General features: G+C 31.8%; 22 protein-coding genes. 1 reads left to right on the forward strand and 21 read right to left on the reverse strand.

From position 1 onward, the window contains the following. Window positions 1-81: 81 nt before the first annotated feature. The 19 genes from B5D15_RS14070 to B5D15_RS14160 all read right to left on the reverse strand — a co-directional run bounded on the left by B5D15_RS14070 (window position 82) and on the right by B5D15_RS14160 (window position 15,438). On the reverse strand, window positions 82-804 hold the full coding sequence (locus B5D15_RS14070) for an N-acetylmuramoyl-L-alanine amidase (protein ID WP_078697749.1): 723 nt from the start codon (window positions 802-804) through the stop codon (window positions 82-84). Window positions 805-816: 12 nt separating this feature from the next. Continuing rightward, complete coding sequence (locus B5D15_RS14075; protein ID WP_078697750.1) at window positions 817-1,080, reverse strand: hemolysin XhlA family protein; 264 nt, start codon at window positions 1,078-1,080, stop codon at window positions 817-819. Between the two features lie 138 nt (window positions 1,081-1,218). After that, the gene (locus tag B5D15_RS14080; protein WP_143287329.1) at window positions 1,219-2,877 is read right to left on the reverse strand and encodes a hypothetical protein; all 1,659 of its coding nucleotides are present in this window, start codon (window positions 2,875-2,877) and stop codon (window positions 1,219-1,221) included. A 144-nt stretch (window positions 2,878-3,021) separates the two neighbouring features. Beyond that, complete coding sequence (locus tag B5D15_RS14085) at window positions 3,022-4,662, reverse strand: phage tail spike protein (protein ID WP_078697751.1); 1,641 nt, start codon at window positions 4,660-4,662, stop codon at window positions 3,022-3,024. Beyond that, window positions 4,662-5,363, reverse strand: coding sequence for a distal tail protein Dit (locus tag B5D15_RS14090; RefSeq protein ID WP_078697767.1), 702 nt, complete (start codon window positions 5,361-5,363; stop codon window positions 4,662-4,664). The genes B5D15_RS14085 and B5D15_RS14090 overlap by 1 nt, the downstream gene beginning before the upstream one ends. Next, complete coding sequence (locus B5D15_RS14095) at window positions 5,363-7,408, reverse strand: phage tail tape measure protein (protein ID WP_078697752.1); 2,046 nt, start codon at window positions 7,406-7,408, stop codon at window positions 5,363-5,365. The genes B5D15_RS14090 and B5D15_RS14095 overlap by 1 nt, the downstream gene beginning before the upstream one ends. 1 nt (window position 7,409) lies before the next feature. Next, window positions 7,410-7,652 carry a hypothetical protein gene (locus B5D15_RS14100; RefSeq protein WP_242948761.1) on the reverse strand — a complete coding sequence of 81 codons (243 nt, stop codon included), beginning with the start codon at window positions 7,650-7,652 and terminating at the stop codon, window positions 7,410-7,412. 35 nt (window positions 7,653-7,687) lie between these two features. Then, window positions 7,688-7,984 carry a hypothetical protein gene (locus B5D15_RS14105; RefSeq protein ID WP_078697754.1) on the reverse strand — a complete coding sequence of 99 codons (297 nt, stop codon included), beginning with the start codon at window positions 7,982-7,984 and terminating at the stop codon, window positions 7,688-7,690. 50 nt (window positions 7,985-8,034) lie between these two features. Beyond that, window positions 8,035-8,580 carry a hypothetical protein gene (locus tag B5D15_RS14110; protein ID WP_078697755.1) on the reverse strand — a complete coding sequence of 182 codons (546 nt, stop codon included), beginning with the start codon at window positions 8,578-8,580 and terminating at the stop codon, window positions 8,035-8,037. Between the two features lie 10 nt (window positions 8,581-8,590). After that, on the reverse strand, window positions 8,591-8,908 hold the full coding sequence (locus B5D15_RS14115; RefSeq protein ID WP_078697756.1) for a hypothetical protein: 318 nt from the start codon (window positions 8,906-8,908) through the stop codon (window positions 8,591-8,593). Continuing rightward, a complete protein-coding gene (locus tag B5D15_RS14120) occupies window positions 8,892-9,287 on the reverse strand; it encodes an HK97 gp10 family phage protein (RefSeq protein WP_078697757.1) in 396 nt (131 codons plus the stop codon). Before B5D15_RS14120 ends, B5D15_RS14115 begins: the two co-directional genes overlap by 17 nt. After that, a complete protein-coding gene (locus B5D15_RS14125; protein WP_078697758.1) occupies window positions 9,284-9,616 on the reverse strand; it encodes a hypothetical protein in 333 nt (110 codons plus the stop codon). Before B5D15_RS14125 ends, B5D15_RS14120 begins: the two co-directional genes overlap by 4 nt. Then, on the reverse strand, window positions 9,613-9,918 hold the full coding sequence (locus tag B5D15_RS14130; protein WP_078697759.1) for a hypothetical protein: 306 nt from the start codon (window positions 9,916-9,918) through the stop codon (window positions 9,613-9,615). The genes B5D15_RS14125 and B5D15_RS14130 overlap by 4 nt, the downstream gene beginning before the upstream one ends. Before the next feature lie 14 nt (window positions 9,919-9,932). Then, complete coding sequence (locus B5D15_RS14135; protein ID WP_242948762.1) at window positions 9,933-11,129, reverse strand: phage major capsid protein; 1,197 nt, start codon at window positions 11,127-11,129, stop codon at window positions 9,933-9,935. Between the two features lies 1 nt (window position 11,130). Further along, window positions 11,131-11,877 carry a head maturation protease, ClpP-related gene (locus B5D15_RS14140; protein WP_078697760.1) on the reverse strand — a complete coding sequence of 249 codons (747 nt, stop codon included), beginning with the start codon at window positions 11,875-11,877 and terminating at the stop codon, window positions 11,131-11,133. Then, entirely contained in the window at window positions 11,878-13,029 is a 1,152-nt protein-coding gene (locus B5D15_RS14145; protein ID WP_078697761.1) for a phage portal protein, read from the reverse strand. Between the two features lie 29 nt (window positions 13,030-13,058). Beyond that, window positions 13,059-14,717, reverse strand: a complete 1,659-nt coding sequence (locus tag B5D15_RS14150) for a terminase TerL endonuclease subunit (RefSeq protein WP_242948763.1) — start codon at window positions 14,715-14,717, stop codon at window positions 13,059-13,061. After that, a complete protein-coding gene (locus B5D15_RS14155) occupies window positions 14,701-15,006 on the reverse strand; it encodes a P27 family phage terminase small subunit (protein ID WP_078697762.1) in 306 nt (101 codons plus the stop codon). The genes B5D15_RS14150 and B5D15_RS14155 overlap by 17 nt, the downstream gene beginning before the upstream one ends. Before the next feature lie 120 nt (window positions 15,007-15,126). Then, window positions 15,127-15,438 (reverse strand): HNH endonuclease, encoded by a 312-nt coding sequence (locus B5D15_RS14160; RefSeq protein WP_078697763.1) that lies wholly within the window; start codon window positions 15,436-15,438, stop codon window positions 15,127-15,129. A gap of 440 nt (window positions 15,439-15,878) precedes the next feature. Here B5D15_RS14160 and B5D15_RS14165 point away from each other — a divergent pair, with 440 nt between their 5' ends. After that, window positions 15,879-16,079, forward strand: a complete 201-nt coding sequence (locus B5D15_RS14165; RefSeq protein ID WP_078697764.1) for a MerR family transcriptional regulator — start codon at window positions 15,879-15,881, stop codon at window positions 16,077-16,079. A gap of 3 nt (window positions 16,080-16,082) precedes the next feature. Here the strand turns inward: B5D15_RS14165 and B5D15_RS14170 are convergent, their stop codons facing one another. After that, window positions 16,083-16,286: a hypothetical protein gene (locus tag B5D15_RS14170; protein ID WP_078697765.1), complete on the reverse strand. Its 204-nt coding sequence runs from the start codon at window positions 16,284-16,286 to the stop codon at window positions 16,083-16,085. A gap of 19 nt (window positions 16,287-16,305) precedes the next feature. Then, complete coding sequence (locus B5D15_RS14175; protein ID WP_078697766.1) at window positions 16,306-17,061, reverse strand: DNA adenine methylase; 756 nt, start codon at window positions 17,059-17,061, stop codon at window positions 16,306-16,308. Between the last annotated feature and the right edge of the window lie 176 nt (window positions 17,062-17,237).

Consider the following 17,237-nt stretch of genomic DNA (forward strand, 5'->3'; position numbering starts at 1 on the left):
CCCATAACAAAGAGCACCACTAACTGAATAAGAATTGTTAAGCCTTGCATTAATATATCTTTTAACATAATAAAACCTCCCTTAAATTATTTTTATATAATCTCTGCAAACCCACTGCGGTGCTTTATTATTTATTAAATACCAATCCTCTTGCTCTCCATAAATTGTTACTTGTGATCCTTTGGACAGTTTACCATTTATAGCTGCATTCTTATCCGGTTTTTCTCTGCAGTTCAAAGTTGTAGCAATTACCTCGCCTTTTTTATATTGATTATGTTGTGGTGATGAATGATTCATTTGAGCTTGAACCTTTGACTTAAATATATTCCACGCAGAATCACTTAAAAGCATCCTTGGACAATCTTTTCCCGTAATATCATAATGTCTATATAAATTGTTAATTGAAAGCCCATGCTTTTTTAAAAGATTTGCTGCAAGCTCCACAGCATTTTGATAGGTCTTATCCCAATTGCCATCACTGTTTACACACATTTCTATGCCTATAGTAAAGAAGTTTGGGCCCCATTTCCCCTCCATTATTTTTTGTCCTGCTGGCATATACTTGTTAGCACCAACATGATAAGCAACTTCATTGTCAGGAATACATTGAATTATTTGATGATCGTCAACTATGTAATGAGCTGAACAATATCTATCTGTAGAATTAAAATAATTTCTATTTGCAACAGCATTAGCTCCCTTGCCAGTGTTTGCGGTCCAATGCATTACAATAACTTTTAGCTTTTTTAGCTTGATTTTAGGTCTATTGTGGTTTGTTAAAAGCATCTGTGTTATGGGTAACATGTTATCATCTCCTTATTTAAACAATCCTTTTTCAATAGCATAAAAAAAGAAGCTTACTAAAGCTCCTACTGTTAAACCTATATACCATTTCATTATTGCTACTAAAGACTTTATTTGGTCACATAGATTCTCAATTTTGGCGTCAACTGCCGCTCCCCGTTGTTCTATTCGGTCAAGCCTTTCAGAATGATTATTTAGCCTGAATTCTTGCGTATTAATTCTTGATTCAAGTTGTTTATGCTTTTCATTACAAAGTTTTTCGCTATATTCACTCATTGTTGCACCCCCAAGTGTATTTTCCCCCCTCGAGTTAAACTCTCTATGCTCAAAAGCTTCTCATAAATGTAACCGTATCTTTCTATTGTAGCAGAGATTAATTGAAATGTGTTGTTTTTCATCTTAATCATCCCTTCTTTAATAATAATCAAAGGCATAATCTATTAAGTCTATCTCAAATGTATATTGTATCTTCATTGTATTTGCATCAGTTTTTTCAACTGGCTGAGCAAGCTTTGTATGAGCACCACAGGGTCCATTCAATGCTAAATGATTTAGCGCTATATTATAGCTTGGCGAGCTATAATATGAATAAAAGGCTATATTTTTATCAGTTCCTAATATGTTATATCTATTAAAATAATTTTCATAAATGCCAAAATTATTTCTTACTGGTTCTAATATGTTTCCATCAGGTGTTATTGCTTGATAAAATGAAGATCCGCCTTGAATTCCATTATAATATAAATAAATTCTGTTTCTTGTTCTCCATGTTAAATTTTTTAGATAACATCTCCTTTCTATATTCCCACTATTCATTCTTTTTGAAGCAAACCATGTCGAGCTTCCTATTTTAGGTTTTAAATTAAGTTCGCTTATAATATTACCGTTTAAATCAACCCTTAAAAGCCTATTCGTATAAACCGTTTCATTATATTGAGTATCAGTTCTTGAATTGAATCCATAGATTTCTATATACCCATCTCCCCAATACAGGGGGTTTAATGAATAATTTTGGTAATTAAAATTAGTATTGTATTCATCTTTATATTTTGTAGTAATATTCATTTCTCCTGAATCATGTATTAAAACCCCAACTTTACTCCATTTATATATCCTCATGTAATAGTTGGGTGAACTATAACGAATAAAAATCCCGATAAAATAATCAATATCACCATTTGCATCATATATAGGCATTACTTCTGTTATATTAGATGCACCAAAGGCACCTCCCGAACTATTAAGCAATTTAACTGCTTTTGAAAAATCCACAAATTCATTTCTATTAAAATCAAATGGAATATAAAATAAATGCCCAATTAATTCTTGTGGAAAACTTATATAACTTGATCGATATATCGATGAATCTGAACCATCAACTATTGTATAACCTTTGTAATAATCTGTAAAATTAAATCCTCTAGTATAAAATCCATTTCCTAATAATCCATATGTTAAAGCCCAAAACCTATTTGGATTCAAATTACAATTTATATTTTCATATCCATCGCCATAATTATTTCTCCCCCAAATATATGGCCCAATGTAATGATAATCCTTATATTGCATATCACATCCCCAATAAATAGATTCAAACTTACCATTTGCAGCATGGGTTGGAAAGTCAAAAACAAAAGTGACTCTTATTTTGCCATTTGCTAATTCCATTTTGCTTTCTGCTTTGTTTATTGTTCCTCTTAAAGGATCTGTCCCTGAATATTCTGTGTTTCTATAGGCATACCCTGTTATATTTCCTGATATTCTTTCTGTATTTGCTGACTCTGGTTTTGTTGAATCAGTTAAATATATACATTCAAAATTATTATTATAGTAATCTGACTCCCTTGGGCCTATACCCATTATTCCTCCTGCAAAATGTCTTATAAACATATCCTTAAAAAACAGGTCTGGAATAATGTTCTCAGTATATGCTTCCTTTACTTTTTTATTTGTTTTCGAATCAAACAATTCAACTAATACTTTGCCTTTTATTCCTCTCTCATCTTTCAGTTTTGTTTCTATAAAAACTGTGTTACTTAAAAAGTCTTTATTGTATGAAACAACTTCTCTCAAATTACCACCCTCTTATGCAAACATTATTTTTATTTTCTTTTGTTGGGATTGGATTGCCACTTGTATCTCTTCTTACAAAGCTTGTATCAACAGTTATGTTTGAGATGTTTTTACCTGAAGGTATTAAAAAGTCAGACCTCTGCTTTATAACTTTGGGACTATTAAAATATTTATATCAATAAAATATTCCAGTGATTTAGCTAAGTAATCAGCATATGAATTTGTCTGTGCTATGTTAGGGTCAATATCACTTATAATCTTTTGATCACTTGTAATAACTATATCTTGCTTTTGTTGCTGTATCTTATTTAAAAACAATTCGTATAAGAATGCTTGTAAAACTTCTGCTCTTGGAAGTTTAGGGCTTAATCCACCTTCTAAGTTTCTTCCTTCAATTGTTACCTGTAGGTTATTTTTCTCAATAGTAAAGGTTCCACTTGTAGTCTGCATTTCAATAACAAAAGCATGCTGTCCTGCTGTAATCTGAGGCATTGGAAGTGTAACATTAATTATATTATCCCCAGCTGCTACCTTTTGAACTGGCTTTAAATCATAATATTTGTTATCCAAAGAAAAGAATATACTTAATGTTAAATCAGAGCTTGCCTTCCCTGATATTACAATATTTGATGTTAAGTTTGTATCTGCTGAAACTGAAAAACCTATTATCATAGCTTGATATTTTGTAGTTGAAATATTTAATGTATCAGCGTTTCTTTTTAAAATAAGTTGATTTTGTGAACCTGTTATTTTACTCTCTATCTTTTCAAGCATTGATTCAAAATCTAATTTTTCAATTATCGTATTTAATGGATTTCCTAATTCTATTTTGGTATTTAAAGGATTTAAAAGATCTATTCTTTTTTTTATAACCCTTAGCTTTGCTGTAATTCCTAAAAGTTCATGCTTAACTTCAACCTCGTCACCAAGATTAACTTCCGTAAGGCTTTTATAGTTTTCATATTCTTTTATCTTTGAAAGCTCTAAAAAGTCAACTTCTATATTTATAAAAGGATTTGATGCTTTCTTTATATATTCCTTTCCTAAGCTTCTTAATTCATCAATGTCGCCTGTATCAAATTCAACCTTTTTAACTATTGGATACGGTAAAATCTTAGAAACCTCACCTTCAGCCTCAATATATCTTTCAGGAAGAACTAAGTTATCTTTCCCTATTGGATATATCTTTGTTGCAAAATCATTAGTATCAATTATTGCCTTTATTCCTTTTATGTTTTTCCCATATTTTATTAATATCCCAGTGTTATTTCCTATTTGTTTAAGTATTTCGACATTGTAATTATCTCTTTTCACTTCTCCGCCATAAAACTGAATTATCTTAAAAAAAGCCTCAAGTGAATTTGCATTTCTTATGCTAAATGGATAAATGTTCTCCTCTGGTGCTGTAAATTTAAACACCGATTGTGCCTCAGGTGGGATGGTTCCTTCTATTGCTTCTTTCATGTTTGCATTAACTAACGTAACCGCTTCTATAAAATAAAAAGCAAGGTCGTAAAATATATGCCTTGCCCATACCTTTATTTTCCCTATTTTTTCACCAATTCTTTCGACTTTGTATATTCTAAAAAGCTGCCCTTTTGCCTTTATAATATTAAACTCTACTAAGTAATTAGCTTTTTTAGAGTTTGCTGGATATTCTAAATATAAACTGTATTCACCATTTAGTTCTTCTGTTATTTCAGCTGATATACACTCATCTAAAACACCTAGTCCTATATTTTCAAATTCACCCTTTTTAGTCTTTTTATCGTAAACACAAATCATTACAACCACCGCCAGTTAGGTAATATCTCAACCTTTGATACATTTCCTGTCCATTCAATAATATTGCTACCTACTTTTAAAATAGGAAAGTTACCATCAACCTTTGAATTTAAATTGTTAAAATCGTCATCATAGCAGTCATAAAGAATGGAATCTATTATTATTTTATTCTGAAAACTATTAATCTTTAATTCTTCACCATTAACTTTAATCGTTATATCTCCTGAGCCATAAACGTAAATCTTAGGCAAACTATATATTGTTCCTGGATTTATTAAATTAGTCCCACTTTGGGTTATTGTAACTAAGTCATTTAAAACTGCATATTTAAATGGTCTACAATTAAAGATTATTGGAAATTCACTAATATAATTTATTATTTGCTTAAAATCTACTGAGTTTACAACCTGTGCAAGATATTTTTTATCATTCTGAAACGAAAAAATTAAATCACTTTCTCCTGCTCCAAATAGCCATGCTTTTATTTGGTCTATTTTTTCAAATAAATTATCACCTATTAAAGTACATTCCACAGTAATAGTTATATCTTCAAATGTTCCCTCATCATATCTTAAACTTGAATCTCTACCAGGAATTTCTATATAAGAAATTCTTTTTTTAGGAGATGACAAAGATGGTCTTTTAATAATAATTCCGTAATCTAAATAACTGTCTTTTCCTGCAAAATTAAAGCTCAGCATCACTTACCACTCCTCCCCATCGTTATCCTCTGCCTATAAAATTCAAGTTCATAAGCAAGCTGTTCTATATCTTTATCTGAATTATTATAGAAATTTTCTATAGTAAATGTGATTCCGTTGTTATTGCCCTTTGCTTTTTCAATAGCTTTTGCCATCAATTCATCTAATCTATCTATTGGTAGAACAGCCTCACTTCCTGCCTCTCCAACACCAATTATAGAAGGGGAATTAAAAATACCACCTGTTTTATACCAATTAACATCAAGATGAGGAACACTTGGAGGCTTTAAACTAAACTCTCCTTTTATAGAGAAATGCGGCAGCTTTATATGAGGCAATTTAAAATTCCAAATTTTATCCCATGCTTCTGCAAGTTTTTCTTTCCATCCCAATATCGTATCACGTATACTTTGCATTTTTTCTTTTATCGAATTCCATATATCAGTTAATTTGCCACCTGTTATTTTATCCATCAAATTAAATCCTGTTTGCCATATAAATTTATATCCATCCATATATGTTCCTATAACGCCTTTAATTCCTCCACCATGCTCATTAATTTTATCCTTGATATTTTGCCATGCTTCACTCGTACTTTGTTTTATATTATTCCATGTTTCAGATGTTTTTTCTTTTACACCATTCCAAGTATCTTTTACATGGTTGCCTATATTCCCAAAAACATCCTTTATCCCTTGCCAGAGCTGACCAGCTTTTTCCTTTATTTCATCCCAGTTTTTATATAAAAGCACACCAACAGTAATTAACCCACCAACAACAGCTATAATCGTCCCAATTGGCACTGATAATCCTGCTACAACAGGCCCTAATACGGTAATTAAGTTCATAATTGCACTTATACCCGTTGCTATTTTTCCAATAAATATTAAAGTAGGTGCAATTGCTGCAACTACACCTAATACTGTTAATATAATCTTCTTTGTTCCTACATCTAAAGATGAAAACCAAGATAAAACATCTTTTATTGCTTCTGCAACATCTTTTAATGTTGGCAATAATATTTTCCCTATATCAGCACCAATTTTTGCAAATTCTGCTCCTGCAGTTGCCTTTAACTTGTCTATCTCATCATTAAACTCATTTATATTATCAAGTTCCTCCTGGGACATTATAAGTCCTCTATTTTTAGCTTCTTCCCCAAGCTGTTTTAAAGCATCTGCACCACCAAGAATAAGAGGGTTTAACTCTTGTGCTGATTTACCAAATATCTTCATAGCAAGGGCATCTCTTTCAGTCTCATTTGAAATATTTCCAAGAGCCTTTATCGTATCATTAAAGACTTCTTCATTATCCCTTAAGTGTCCAGTATTATCAGTTATCGATACTCCAAGCTGATTAAATGCAGCTTGAACATCCTTAGAGCCCCCCTGAGCATTGGCCATACTTCTTGTTAATTTTGCCAAGGAGCCCGTTAATGTTTCCATCGATACATCTATTATGTCGCTTGCATACTTAAACTTCTGAAGTGTTTCTGTGCTTAATCCAGTCTGTTTTGAAAGAGTGTTCAAATCATCTGCCGCCTGTCCTGACTTTACTGCAAGTCCAACAAGAGCACCTGCGGCAGCTCCTGCAGCTCCTGAAACAGGTGCAAACTTTTTACCAAGTTTACCTGTTTTATTTCCAAAATCCTCTAAAGCCTTTGCAGTATCTTTCCACTTATTATTAGTATTGTTAAGTTGTTTTTCAAGATTTTTAAGCTCTTGCTCTGTTTTAATTATTTCTCTTTGAACAGCCCTATACTGTTCTTCAGTAATTTTGCCTTGTTTAAATTGTTCTTGAACCTGCCTTTCAGCCTCTTTTAATGTTTCAAGTTTTTCCTTTGTGTTTGAAACTGCTTCATTAAGTAACTTTTGTTTTTGTGTAAGTAATTCAGTATTTTTAGGGTCAAGCTTCAAGGCCTTGTTTACTTCTCTAAGCTCACTTTGCAAATCTCTGCTTGTTTTATTTACATTTTGCAATGCCTTTTCAAGAGGGGCAGTATTGCCGCCTATTTCTATCGTAATTCCTTTAATATTTCCTGCCATTTTATCCCTCCTTTCTTCTTGTTTTTTCTCTCAAAATCTTTCTATCCGGCTCTGTTTGTTCTAATCTCCAACAGTTTTCAAGATACTCTCTTCCTTCTTTTGTCTGGTTATAATTATATATAACGGCATCTCTCAATAATAACCAATATTCAAAAACTGTTAATTCTTCTAATCTATCAAAATTATATCCTGTATAATCACAAACCAACTTTTCTTCTAATGTATTTACCTCATAATGGCCCATATTATCCTCATCATCAATAGGATAATATGGGATTTTTAGTTTTTTGAGTTCTTCTCTTTATTTAGCCATTCAAAATATACTGTTATAATTTCTTTCATTTCATCCAAGTCAAGTTCTTCAATTATATCGTCTGTAACTTTTATGTTAGCTTTATTTTTGTTTAAAATCATTTTTAAAGCTTCAGATAGATTATTAATAGCCTCTTCATTCTTTGCCTGTGAAAGTTCAAATATTTTCTTTAATGCCTTAAGCTTTGGAGGTTCAACTTCAAGCATTAAATCGTTTATCTTAATTACAAAATATCTCTTATTTACAGTGCTTATATCAAACATAGCTATTGCTCCTTTCAGTTTCTAAGAGGGCAGCTTATATCCACTGCCCTTTAGGTTGTAGGTATTTCTTCCTCGTATATTATCTTTGTGCCTTCACTATCAAGCGGTAAAGCCTTAAATTCCGCATCAATAACTGTTTCTTTATCCTTCTTGAATGCTAAACTAAAGCCGGATTGATTATTACCAACGATTGTTACACGTATATCTCCATCTGTCGGATCCTCATGTACAAATCTAATGACGTAACTTTTTCCGTCCTGATTGCCTATTCCTCCAATTTTTACCGTTCTTTTTCCTGCTGATTCTGTAACTCTTGCAGTACTGCAAAGTTTTGTAAGTGTTTTACCATTCCAAGTCATAACTCCAGATTTTAAAGTTACTTCTTCATCAGTTAAAATATTTTTCTGCACAAGCCCTAAGTCGTCTGTAACCTCATAAAATTTAGGTTTGTATTCAAGCGTTGCACCTCCTTGAATTAGACCAAGTAAGTTGCTATCTACTTCAAGAGTAGCATTATCAGGTATCGTTCCATTAGAAAACTCAGCTATATATAGTTTCCCGGAACCTAAAACTATTTTTTTGCCTGCAGTTGCCATTTTATCCCTCCTATACTTTTTCTATTAGGTTAAATTCATATATTGTTTCATAAAACTTTTCACTATCAATCCAAGTCCGATTTACTCTATACTTTATGGCCTTTTCGTTTAGTAGCGTTTCTATCTTTTCTTCTGCAGCATGGTCTATTTTATCAGTATATAACTCAACAGTTATGTTTCTATTTGCTATAAAATTTTTATCATCTGCTCCATCTATTTCTTTATTTTCTATATAAATTAAATAGGGCAATTGTGGAGGCTTTAAAAACCGTTCTTCAGCAACTTTAAAACCTGTAGTTTCTAACCATGCTTTAATATCTGTTAGCATTTTCTATCGCCTCCTTTGCAAGTTCCTCCATTTGCTTTTTTGCAAGTTCTTCTCCGTATTGAATATGTGGAAATGCTTTAGCCCTACCTCCAGTTCTTAATGCATGTCCATATTCAAGCAAATGAGTTAGCCTATGTTGGCCATTAGCTACATACCATGTTTTTCTTTTATTATATCTATCTTCATAAGATACCTTTAATCTGAAAGATTTAACATATTTTCCTGTATGCTGTTTAAATGTTATATGTTTTTTAATTTCTTCATTAGTTTCATCCGCCACTTTATCAATAGCTTTTTTAATACCATCTGTAACATTTTGAGAATAATTTTCTAATTCCTTTGATATTACTTCAGCTAAATTATCTATTTTTATGTTCATCTTATCACCTCTAATTGCCTCAATGTCAAATCAATACATTGAGGATTAGAATCAAATATATTTTGAATCAATTCAATGTCATATTTCCCATTGCCTCTAATTTCTACAATATCATGGTTATCAATACCATATACATTAGGTATCCTTATTACTCTATCCGTTTTCACTTGATTAGCTGCAGCAGTAAAGTATCTTTTAAATCCTAACACACGATTAGCAAATCCTAATCCTCTAAATTTATATGTTATATTCCCTTCTTCATCAATTGAGTAAATATCACATATTCCATCACTAAAACTTATAAATTCAATGTCTGTTTTTATTTTCATGGTGCCACCTCGCTATTAGCCTGAACTTGACCTTTAATATGCAAGCTCATAAGCTCTGAAGCAAAGTTTTTTTCAAACATCTCAAGTGCATGACTATTGGCATATCTGCAATAATCAAAAAGTAAGGCTCTTGGCAAATCTTCGGCAATAAAATCAAGAGGCACGCCTGCTATTTCTTGCAAACGTGCCATTCCTCTATTTATCATGCCGGTTAAATTATTGTCAGTATTCTCATCCTGCCATATTATATGCAAATATGACTTAACATACGGTAATAATAATTGAGATATAGATTCCGGCATTTATATCACCTCTATTAAACCTGTTCTTTAGTCTTTACAACATTTGCAACTGCTACTTCAAGTGTTGCTGGGGTTAATCCACTAATATCAGCAAGTATAAATGCATTGTCATCTAATGCTCTGCCATTTCCATACAGCTTAGTAAGATAAACTCTTTCATCATCCAAGAATCTAAATTCATCTGAGTATTCAATCTTTCCACCATTGGTTCCTGCTCCAATCCCCATAAAATATCTATTAGCAATACCAAAAATAGCCTTACCAGCTGGGACTGCAGGTGATTGCACAACTGTTGTTGGGAATGGGAATACATCTCTTGTATATGTTCCATCAGCTGCTCTAATAGTAGTTGCTGGCATTATTTTGGTAAAATAATCCGTTGGATTTACAACAAGTAAAACATTATTTATAGGTCTTGTTTTTCCGTTTGGAGATTGAGCTAACGTACTTAAAATAGTTCCATACGTAGTAGGTTTAAGGTCATTTACAGTAATAGGTGTTTTTAATGGATATACCCCTCCAGTAACTGTTACGTTATCTGCAACACATCTATCCATCCCTATAGGCTCATTATTTCCTGTTCCATCAACTATAGCAGTTTCAAGGGCCAAAGCTATTGATTCTGAAAGTACTCCCCTTACGTATGCATCTATCCACTCAGGACCTACGGATAACATATCTTTTGAAATAGGCATAAATGCCGACAATTTACATAGTGTCAAATCAATTTTTCCTATTGCTCCTGATAATTCTTTTGTTATTTCAGAATTTAAAGGCCCCCATGTGGCTAACTGTGTACCTTGTTTGTTTATAATCATCTTAGTTAAAATAGTTGTGTTAGTAAAATTAATAGCGTCAAGTAATGGGTGGGCTGATTTTATATCAGCAATTACATTCTCTATAACTGTTTCAGGGAACGCAGTATCAAGGCCTGTAAATGCTTGCTGTGGATTTGATGACTTCATAGCACCAATTATATTCTGATAGAATTTTGTTTCTTCTGCTGTTAACTGATGTACCCCACGTTTAGCAAGAATTGCACTATCCTGTGTTTTTTGATATGCAGCATATTCCTCCATTATATTTTTTTGTACTGAATCTGCAAAATTTGAAAATGCTTGTACAATAGCATTTTCATCTTCGCTCTTTAGAGCTTGAATTAAGTTCTCCCTTAGCTCCTGTTGTAATAAATCTTTGCTTTTCATTGTCATATTATCTTCCCTCCATTTTTTTATTAATTTTAAAAGCTGCCATTAATTTTTCAGCATTTGTTTTTTGATTTTTGAATTCCTCAGGTACTTTTATATCTGGTTTTAAGCTTTGCATTTGCTGTCTTATAGCTTCATTAAATCTTTGCTGTGCCTTTGTAATGTTTTCATTCTCCATACCTGCTATTTCATCGCAAAGCCCATATTTTAAGCATTGCTCAGCATTAAGCCAAGTTTGATTGTCTAAAAGCTGTGTTAATGTTTCTTCGCTTAATTTATCTCCAGCTTTAGCAAGATAACTTGAACAGCTCGCTTTATCTATTACTTCAAGATCGTTTGCTGCTTTCCTCAATTCTTCAGAATTTCCCCATGCAGCCATACTCGCATGATGTATCATCATTAAAGTATTAGGTCCCATAATAACTTTATCCCCTGCCATAGCAATTACTGAAGCTATCGAGCAAGCAAAACCATCTATATATACTATCTTTTGAGCTGGATGTCTTTTAAGCTGATTATAAATTGCTAATCCTTCTTTAACTTCCCCGCCATAAGAATTAATATAAATATTTATTTTATTTACTCCTTTGGCAGATTCTAATTGTTTTTGAATGTAATTAGCTGATGTTTGGCTTTCTATTTTTTCTCCAGTCCACCAATCTGTACTATCGCCTTCAACATAATCATAGATATACAAATCTAATGTATCAGCTTCTGTAGATTGCCTTATTAAATAAATTGGCTTTGGCATTTACTCTTCACCTCCCTTCACTGTTTGAATATCTGTATAATTTTTAGTCATCCAGTGTTTTTTGCTAAAATCAGTATTCAAAGGAATATCACCTGCCTTAATTCTTAATTCATCAATACTATATCCACCACTTGCAACAAGCTTATCAAATGCTTCTGAAATCGAGAAAATATCAATATGCTTTATGCAGGTAGTATCTATCTTTAAATATGAATTCTTTAAAAATACTTTCTTGCCATATCTCTTGCGGTTTATTTCTTCACTAATCAAATCAACTAAAGGATCTATACAGAAAGTTAAAAAATTATCTGTAAGTTTTCCTATATCTGCAATATCCCCTTTTAATAATGCTGGTGGTATTTTAAATGCTTGTGCTACTCTGTCAAATTCTTCTTCAATTATTTTTGAAATATCAACTAAATCACTTGTTGATTTTTTATTTCCTTCTCCATTCTGTTCTATATATTCAACGCCCTTTGGTATATGAATTACCGAATTTTCAGCTTCAAAATATGATTTAAAACGATTGTTAAATAAATCATCAACCTTCTTTTGAAATTCAGAATCTCCCGAAGGGGTTTTATCAACTTTTGCAATCCCTTTTCTTCCTCCAGAACGTTTATATTTACCTATTGCCATATTTAAGAGATTATTATAGCCTGTCATTAAATTACATAGGAGCTGCTGAATATCATTATTGCAATACTTAAAATATAAAACTTCACTCATTTTGAAACTTCTATCAAACTTCATTGTTCCTCTAATTACATTAGAGAAAATATTTTCAAATACTGCATATTCTGTTTGGGTAAAATCATCTGCAATTATAAGCTGACCATTTATATCCAAAACAAGACACTCGTTATAATAAAGCAACTTAGATATAAATTCTTGTATAAATTGGCTTGAATTCTGATTTTTATTGGGTTCCACGTTCCATAAATAATATTCATCTCCTTTAAACTCGTTACCGTTTGAATATGTTTTGAATTCACATTTACTTATAGCTCCTGATATTAAATTAATTGCAGAGCATATCGCAAAATCTCTTACTGCAAGCTGTACTTCTTGTGTAGTGATAGCTTGCTGATTAAGATATACTGTACTTTGTTCTATTCCAAAAAAATCCTTAATCCAATCAAAAAACCTCACTTTTCAACCTCCTTCTTCTAAAAAATGCTTTAATAAGTATAAACTCCAAAATCAAAGTCTATAGTTTCCCCACTATCCTCTAAATCTCCACTTACACACATAGCAGCTACAAACGCCATAAAGCCATCAGTTTTTCTACTTTTAGGTTCAATCTTGCCATAGGTTATGTTGCCGGATGCTGACGTTATAATACAAGCATTGTTTGTATACCAGCGCATCAGCGGGTTGTCTCCCCAAACAATATTATGATTTACGAACAAGCTTGTTATTACTGGGGCTATAAGCATTTGATTACTCGGTCTCATAAGCTTAATATTATTGGCACCATTCTTATCAGTATCAAATCCAACTTCCCGTAGAGCTTTTGCCAATAGTGTATATCTGTAATTATCCATGCCGAGAACAGTTATGTTATACTTTTTAGCCTGTTCAGCTAACCATCCAGCAGGAATTTCGGGTGGTATTTCGGGACCTTTCACAAAAGTTAACAACCCCTTTTTTTCCCATTCGCGCAAAGGTGCCTTAATTCTCCCTAAGTCATTACAGCTTTCACATACCCAAGTATGCGTTAGCCAATAGTATTTACCTTTATACCTAAAAAGTAATCCTGAAGTAACAAAGTCAGTTGTCTTAGCATAATCAAGTCCAGCTACACAGGTGCAACCTGTTAGGTCAGGTATTTTCTGGTTAGTAGCCAATATGTTTTCCCATGAAGTAACTTCAATATCTTTATTCCCTTGTGGTATATTCATCCTTTTAGTCATAAAAGATGAATTGCTTATCGGATCGTTTTTATAATCAACATATTCCCTTTCTATCTGAGCCCTAAGCTCAGGAAAGTAATGCAATGATGGGTTAGCTTTATCCCACATTTTAGGATTATCAACTTCTTTTTCATCATCAAGTTTACAGATAAAAGGCAATAATCCATTATCTGACATAACTCCATTTAAAATTTGCTGAGCTCTTGCTATAAGATGATCCAATGGACCATCTCTTACATCACCATTGGTACTTATTATTGTTGTCCTTGGATTTTTCTTTTTCCCTAATCCAGTCTTAAAAACATTTATTAGTCTATAATCTTCATATTGATGGTACTCATCAAAATCAACTTTACCGGGCCTCCCTCCGTCTTTAGTTTTTGCATTTGATGTTCTAAATCGTAATACAGAACCAGTTTTTAAGCACTTTATCATTTCCTTATTCCAATAAAAGTGATTCTTTAGTTTATTTTCATTTTCTTCAAGAATATTATAAATATCATCAAATGATGTTCTTGCTTGGTCCTTAGCATTAGCACAAATATCAATATTGTATTCTTTTATGTTGTTATATTCACTTATTAAGCAAAAATCTTCAAAGGATAAATAACCATTTTTACCAGCTCCACGCCCTACCAGTATAAACAAATCTGGCCATCTCAATATGCCAGGCTTAGAATAAGTGCAGTTATGAAGCGTAAAACAAAAAACTTCCCATTCTAATAATTTGAACGGAAAGTATTTTTGTAAACTTAGATATTTATGCAGTTGTTCTTCATCAACAAATATATTTCCATCATTAAAGCACTTTTCAACATAATCACACAGTAAAATTTGTTCCTTGCATACAGCAATTTTTCCACTTCGAACCAAGTCAATATAATTTTGAATTTCTGGTATTAACTTTTTAGAGCTCATCGTCATCACTTACCACATTATCAGTCGTTAATCCTAATTCCTTTAATATTGACAATTTTTGTTTATTATACATGAGAGCATTTTTTACGGAGGGATTCTCTTTTTCATATTCCTTTCCTGAAGCGGATATCGCATTATATACATATCCTCGCTTTTTAATATCCTTCTGCATAGCCTTTTCCTGCTCCCAATACCAACAGTAATCATCAATTAAGCTTATAAAATGTTCGACATTAGCTCCTTTATCCTGCAATTGTTTAATCAGTGATTCTCTTATTTTTTTTGCACTTGCCATTATACCATCCCTCCTTTCACTCAATTTTTCCTCGCGCGCGAGAAATATCTGTTTTGTCTTCCCTGCTGCCCGTTCTCCCTATAAGCAAAGTTTTTTGATTTTTTTCACCTGGGGGGGTGACTACCATCTTTCCTCGTTCAATTGTTCTTTAGGAATTTGTTTATGATGTATATTAAAATGACACTCTTCACATACAGCCATCAAATTACTTTTAGTTAAAGCAAGTTCTGGATGCTGCCTTAAAAATTTAATATGATGTACCGTTACTGCTGGCGTATATACTCCCTTATCCTTACATATCTGACATTCATAATGTTGTTCACTCAATACTTCTTGTCTTGTATGTTCCCATAGAGCTGAGTTATAAAAAGCTTTTATGTTATTATTTTTTATTAACAAATTAATCCATTTAATTAATTCTGTTTCTGTCATTAATTTCACCTACTTTACCACATAAAAAAGAGCTCTATTAGGAGCTCTCTATATCAAGTTATTCTTTACCATTAAATGAAAATTTTTATATAATGTACTTGACATTCGCATAGTATAATGATATAATATAATTGTAAGGAGGAGGTGATAAGAATGAAAAAGAAGAAATCAAAAGGGAGAGATAAAAAAGAAATAATCCAGTTTCTAACCGCAATCACTAACTTGATTATTTCAATTATCAACTTAATCTACTTACTAAGGGCTAAAAAATAGCCCTTAGTCTCCCTTTAATTTCTTCTATCTTCATATTATCACATCCTCAATATATTTAAAAGGAGGTATAATTTTGAAAAATATTGAGAAACTTACTATCGCTATTAGTATTATTAGTTTGGTTATTAGTTTAATAAATTTAATCATTTTAATAAGAAGGTGATTGTATGTATCAATTTAATTCAAAAGAAGAACTAAAAAAATTTTTGTCTGAAGAAATAATAAACACTGCTGAAGCAGTACAAATTCTAAATTGTACCCGTCAAAACATTGATGACCTCGTAAAACGTGGTAAATTGGTCCCAATTAAAATTTTCCCACGTGATAGGTTGTTTTTCAAATCTGATATTCTTGAGCGACTTAAATAAATATCAACGTATTTGTTTATATGCCCCACCCTTCCCCCGCTTATATACAGGAGCATCTTCCATCAGATTTTTTAAATCATAAAAGGAGAGGTGCTCCTTCTTCTTATCTTGATTATTAGACTGCTTTCTCTTCTTAGCATAATTCTTATCATTTAATTTTTTATAAACATCTGACTGTTGTAGTTTTATAATTCCATCAATTTTCAACACCTCTCCCTCCTTAAAATCAATAATTTGTTATAATTAATTCCTTATATTTTCCTCTTGCACTTTGTTCTCTCGACACCGAATAATTAACCTCAACTTCTTTTATATTAAACCCTCTATACCATTCTTTAACCTCTGGATGGTCATTTATTGTTAGAAGAAATTTACCTTTTAAATTTTTTAACATAGTATTTAAAAGTAAATGTTCTTTCCTTTCGAACTCTATTCCATATCCATCTGTTTCAAAATAAGGAGGATCACAAAAGAAAAAAGTATGATTTCTATCATACTTGTCTATAACTTTTTCAAAGCTTAAATTTTCAATATAAGTATTTCTTAATCTATCTTTTACAAGCTTTAAATATTCGGTTTCAAATATTTGAGGGCTAGGTCTATTCGTTGTCGCATATCCGAAATGTTTACCTTTACTTGCAAAACTTTGTGATAAAATAAAAATAAATCTAACTGCTCTTTGAACATCAGTTAATGATTTTATATCAGTATTTATATAATTATCAAAAACATCTCTCGCACTTACTTCATATTTCAGCAATCTTGAAATTTCAGCCTCATGATATTTCATCATTTTAAACAGATTAACTATTTCTTTATCAATATCATTTATAACCTCAACCTTTGAAGGTTCCTTCCCAAAATACACCCATCCTGCTCCGAAGAATAATTCAACATAACAAATGTGTTCAGGTATCATTTCTATAATTATTTTCCTTAATTTTGACTTTCCTCCCATTCTCGAAATAGGCGGTTTTAACATAAAAATCAGCTCCTACTATTTATTTTGGGTTTATTTATATTTCATACCGCCCGTCACACCAAAATAAATATAGAGCTACAGAAAAAGCACCAGTTTTATAACCAGTGCTTTTAATCATTATCGCTTTGGCTCTATTATATCATATATAATGTCAAATACCATGACATAAAATTGAC

Source organism: Caloramator quimbayensis, assembly GCF_900167605.1.
In the GTDB taxonomy this organism is placed as follows: Bacteria; Bacillota; Clostridia; order Clostridiales; family Caloramatoraceae; genus Caloramator_B; species Caloramator_B quimbayensis.

What these genes read in the sequence shown, in the direction of transcription:
- B5D15_RS14070 (WP_078697749.1), bottom strand. Translation starts at nt 804, where the DNA reads ATGTTACCCATAACACAGATGCTTTTAACAAACCACAATAGACCTAAA.
- B5D15_RS14075 (WP_078697750.1), bottom strand. Translation starts at nt 1,080, where the DNA reads ATGAGTGAATATAGCGAAAAACTTTGTAATGAAAAGCATAAACAACTT.
- B5D15_RS14085 (WP_078697751.1), bottom strand. Translation starts at nt 4,662, where the DNA reads ATGATTTGTGTTTACGATAAAAAGACTAAAAAGGGTGAATTTGAAAAT.
- B5D15_RS14090 (WP_078697767.1), bottom strand. Translation starts at nt 5,363, where the DNA reads ATGCTGAGCTTTAATTTTGCAGGAAAAGACAGTTATTTAGATTACGGA.
- B5D15_RS14095 (WP_078697752.1), bottom strand. Translation starts at nt 7,408, where the DNA reads ATGGCAGGAAATATTAAAGGAATTACGATAGAAATAGGCGGCAATACT.
- B5D15_RS14100 (WP_242948761.1), bottom strand. Translation starts at nt 7,652, where the DNA reads ATGGGCCATTATGAGGTAAATACATTAGAAGAAAAGTTGGTTTGTGAT.
- B5D15_RS14105 (WP_078697754.1), bottom strand. Translation starts at nt 7,984, where the DNA reads ATGTTTGATATAAGCACTGTAAATAAGAGATATTTTGTAATTAAGATA.
- B5D15_RS14110 (WP_078697755.1), bottom strand. Translation starts at nt 8,580, where the DNA reads ATGGCAACTGCAGGCAAAAAAATAGTTTTAGGTTCCGGGAAACTATAT.
- B5D15_RS14115 (WP_078697756.1), bottom strand. Translation starts at nt 8,908, where the DNA reads ATGCTAACAGATATTAAAGCATGGTTAGAAACTACAGGTTTTAAAGTT.
- B5D15_RS14120 (WP_078697757.1), bottom strand. Translation starts at nt 9,287, where the DNA reads ATGAACATAAAAATAGATAATTTAGCTGAAGTAATATCAAAGGAATTA.
- B5D15_RS14125 (WP_078697758.1), bottom strand. Translation starts at nt 9,616, where the DNA reads ATGAAAATAAAAACAGACATTGAATTTATAAGTTTTAGTGATGGAATA.
- B5D15_RS14130 (WP_078697759.1), bottom strand. Translation starts at nt 9,918, where the DNA reads ATGCCGGAATCTATATCTCAATTATTATTACCGTATGTTAAGTCATAT.
- B5D15_RS14135 (WP_242948762.1), bottom strand. Translation starts at nt 11,129, where the DNA reads ATGACAATGAAAAGCAAAGATTTATTACAACAGGAGCTAAGGGAGAAC.
- B5D15_RS14140 (WP_078697760.1), bottom strand. Translation starts at nt 11,877, where the DNA reads ATGCCAAAGCCAATTTATTTAATAAGGCAATCTACAGAAGCTGATACA.
- B5D15_RS14150 (WP_242948763.1), bottom strand. Translation starts at nt 14,717, where the DNA reads ATGACGATGAGCTCTAAAAAGTTAATACCAGAAATTCAAAATTATATT.
- B5D15_RS14155 (WP_078697762.1), bottom strand. Translation starts at nt 15,006, where the DNA reads ATGGCAAGTGCAAAAAAAATAAGAGAATCACTGATTAAACAATTGCAG.
- B5D15_RS14160 (WP_078697763.1), bottom strand. Translation starts at nt 15,438, where the DNA reads ATGACAGAAACAGAATTAATTAAATGGATTAATTTGTTAATAAAAAAT.
- B5D15_RS14165 (WP_078697764.1), top strand. Translation starts at nt 15,879, where the DNA reads ATGTATCAATTTAATTCAAAAGAAGAACTAAAAAAATTTTTGTCTGAA.
- B5D15_RS14175 (WP_078697766.1), bottom strand. Translation starts at nt 17,061, where the DNA reads ATGTTAAAACCGCCTATTTCGAGAATGGGAGGAAAGTCAAAATTAAGG.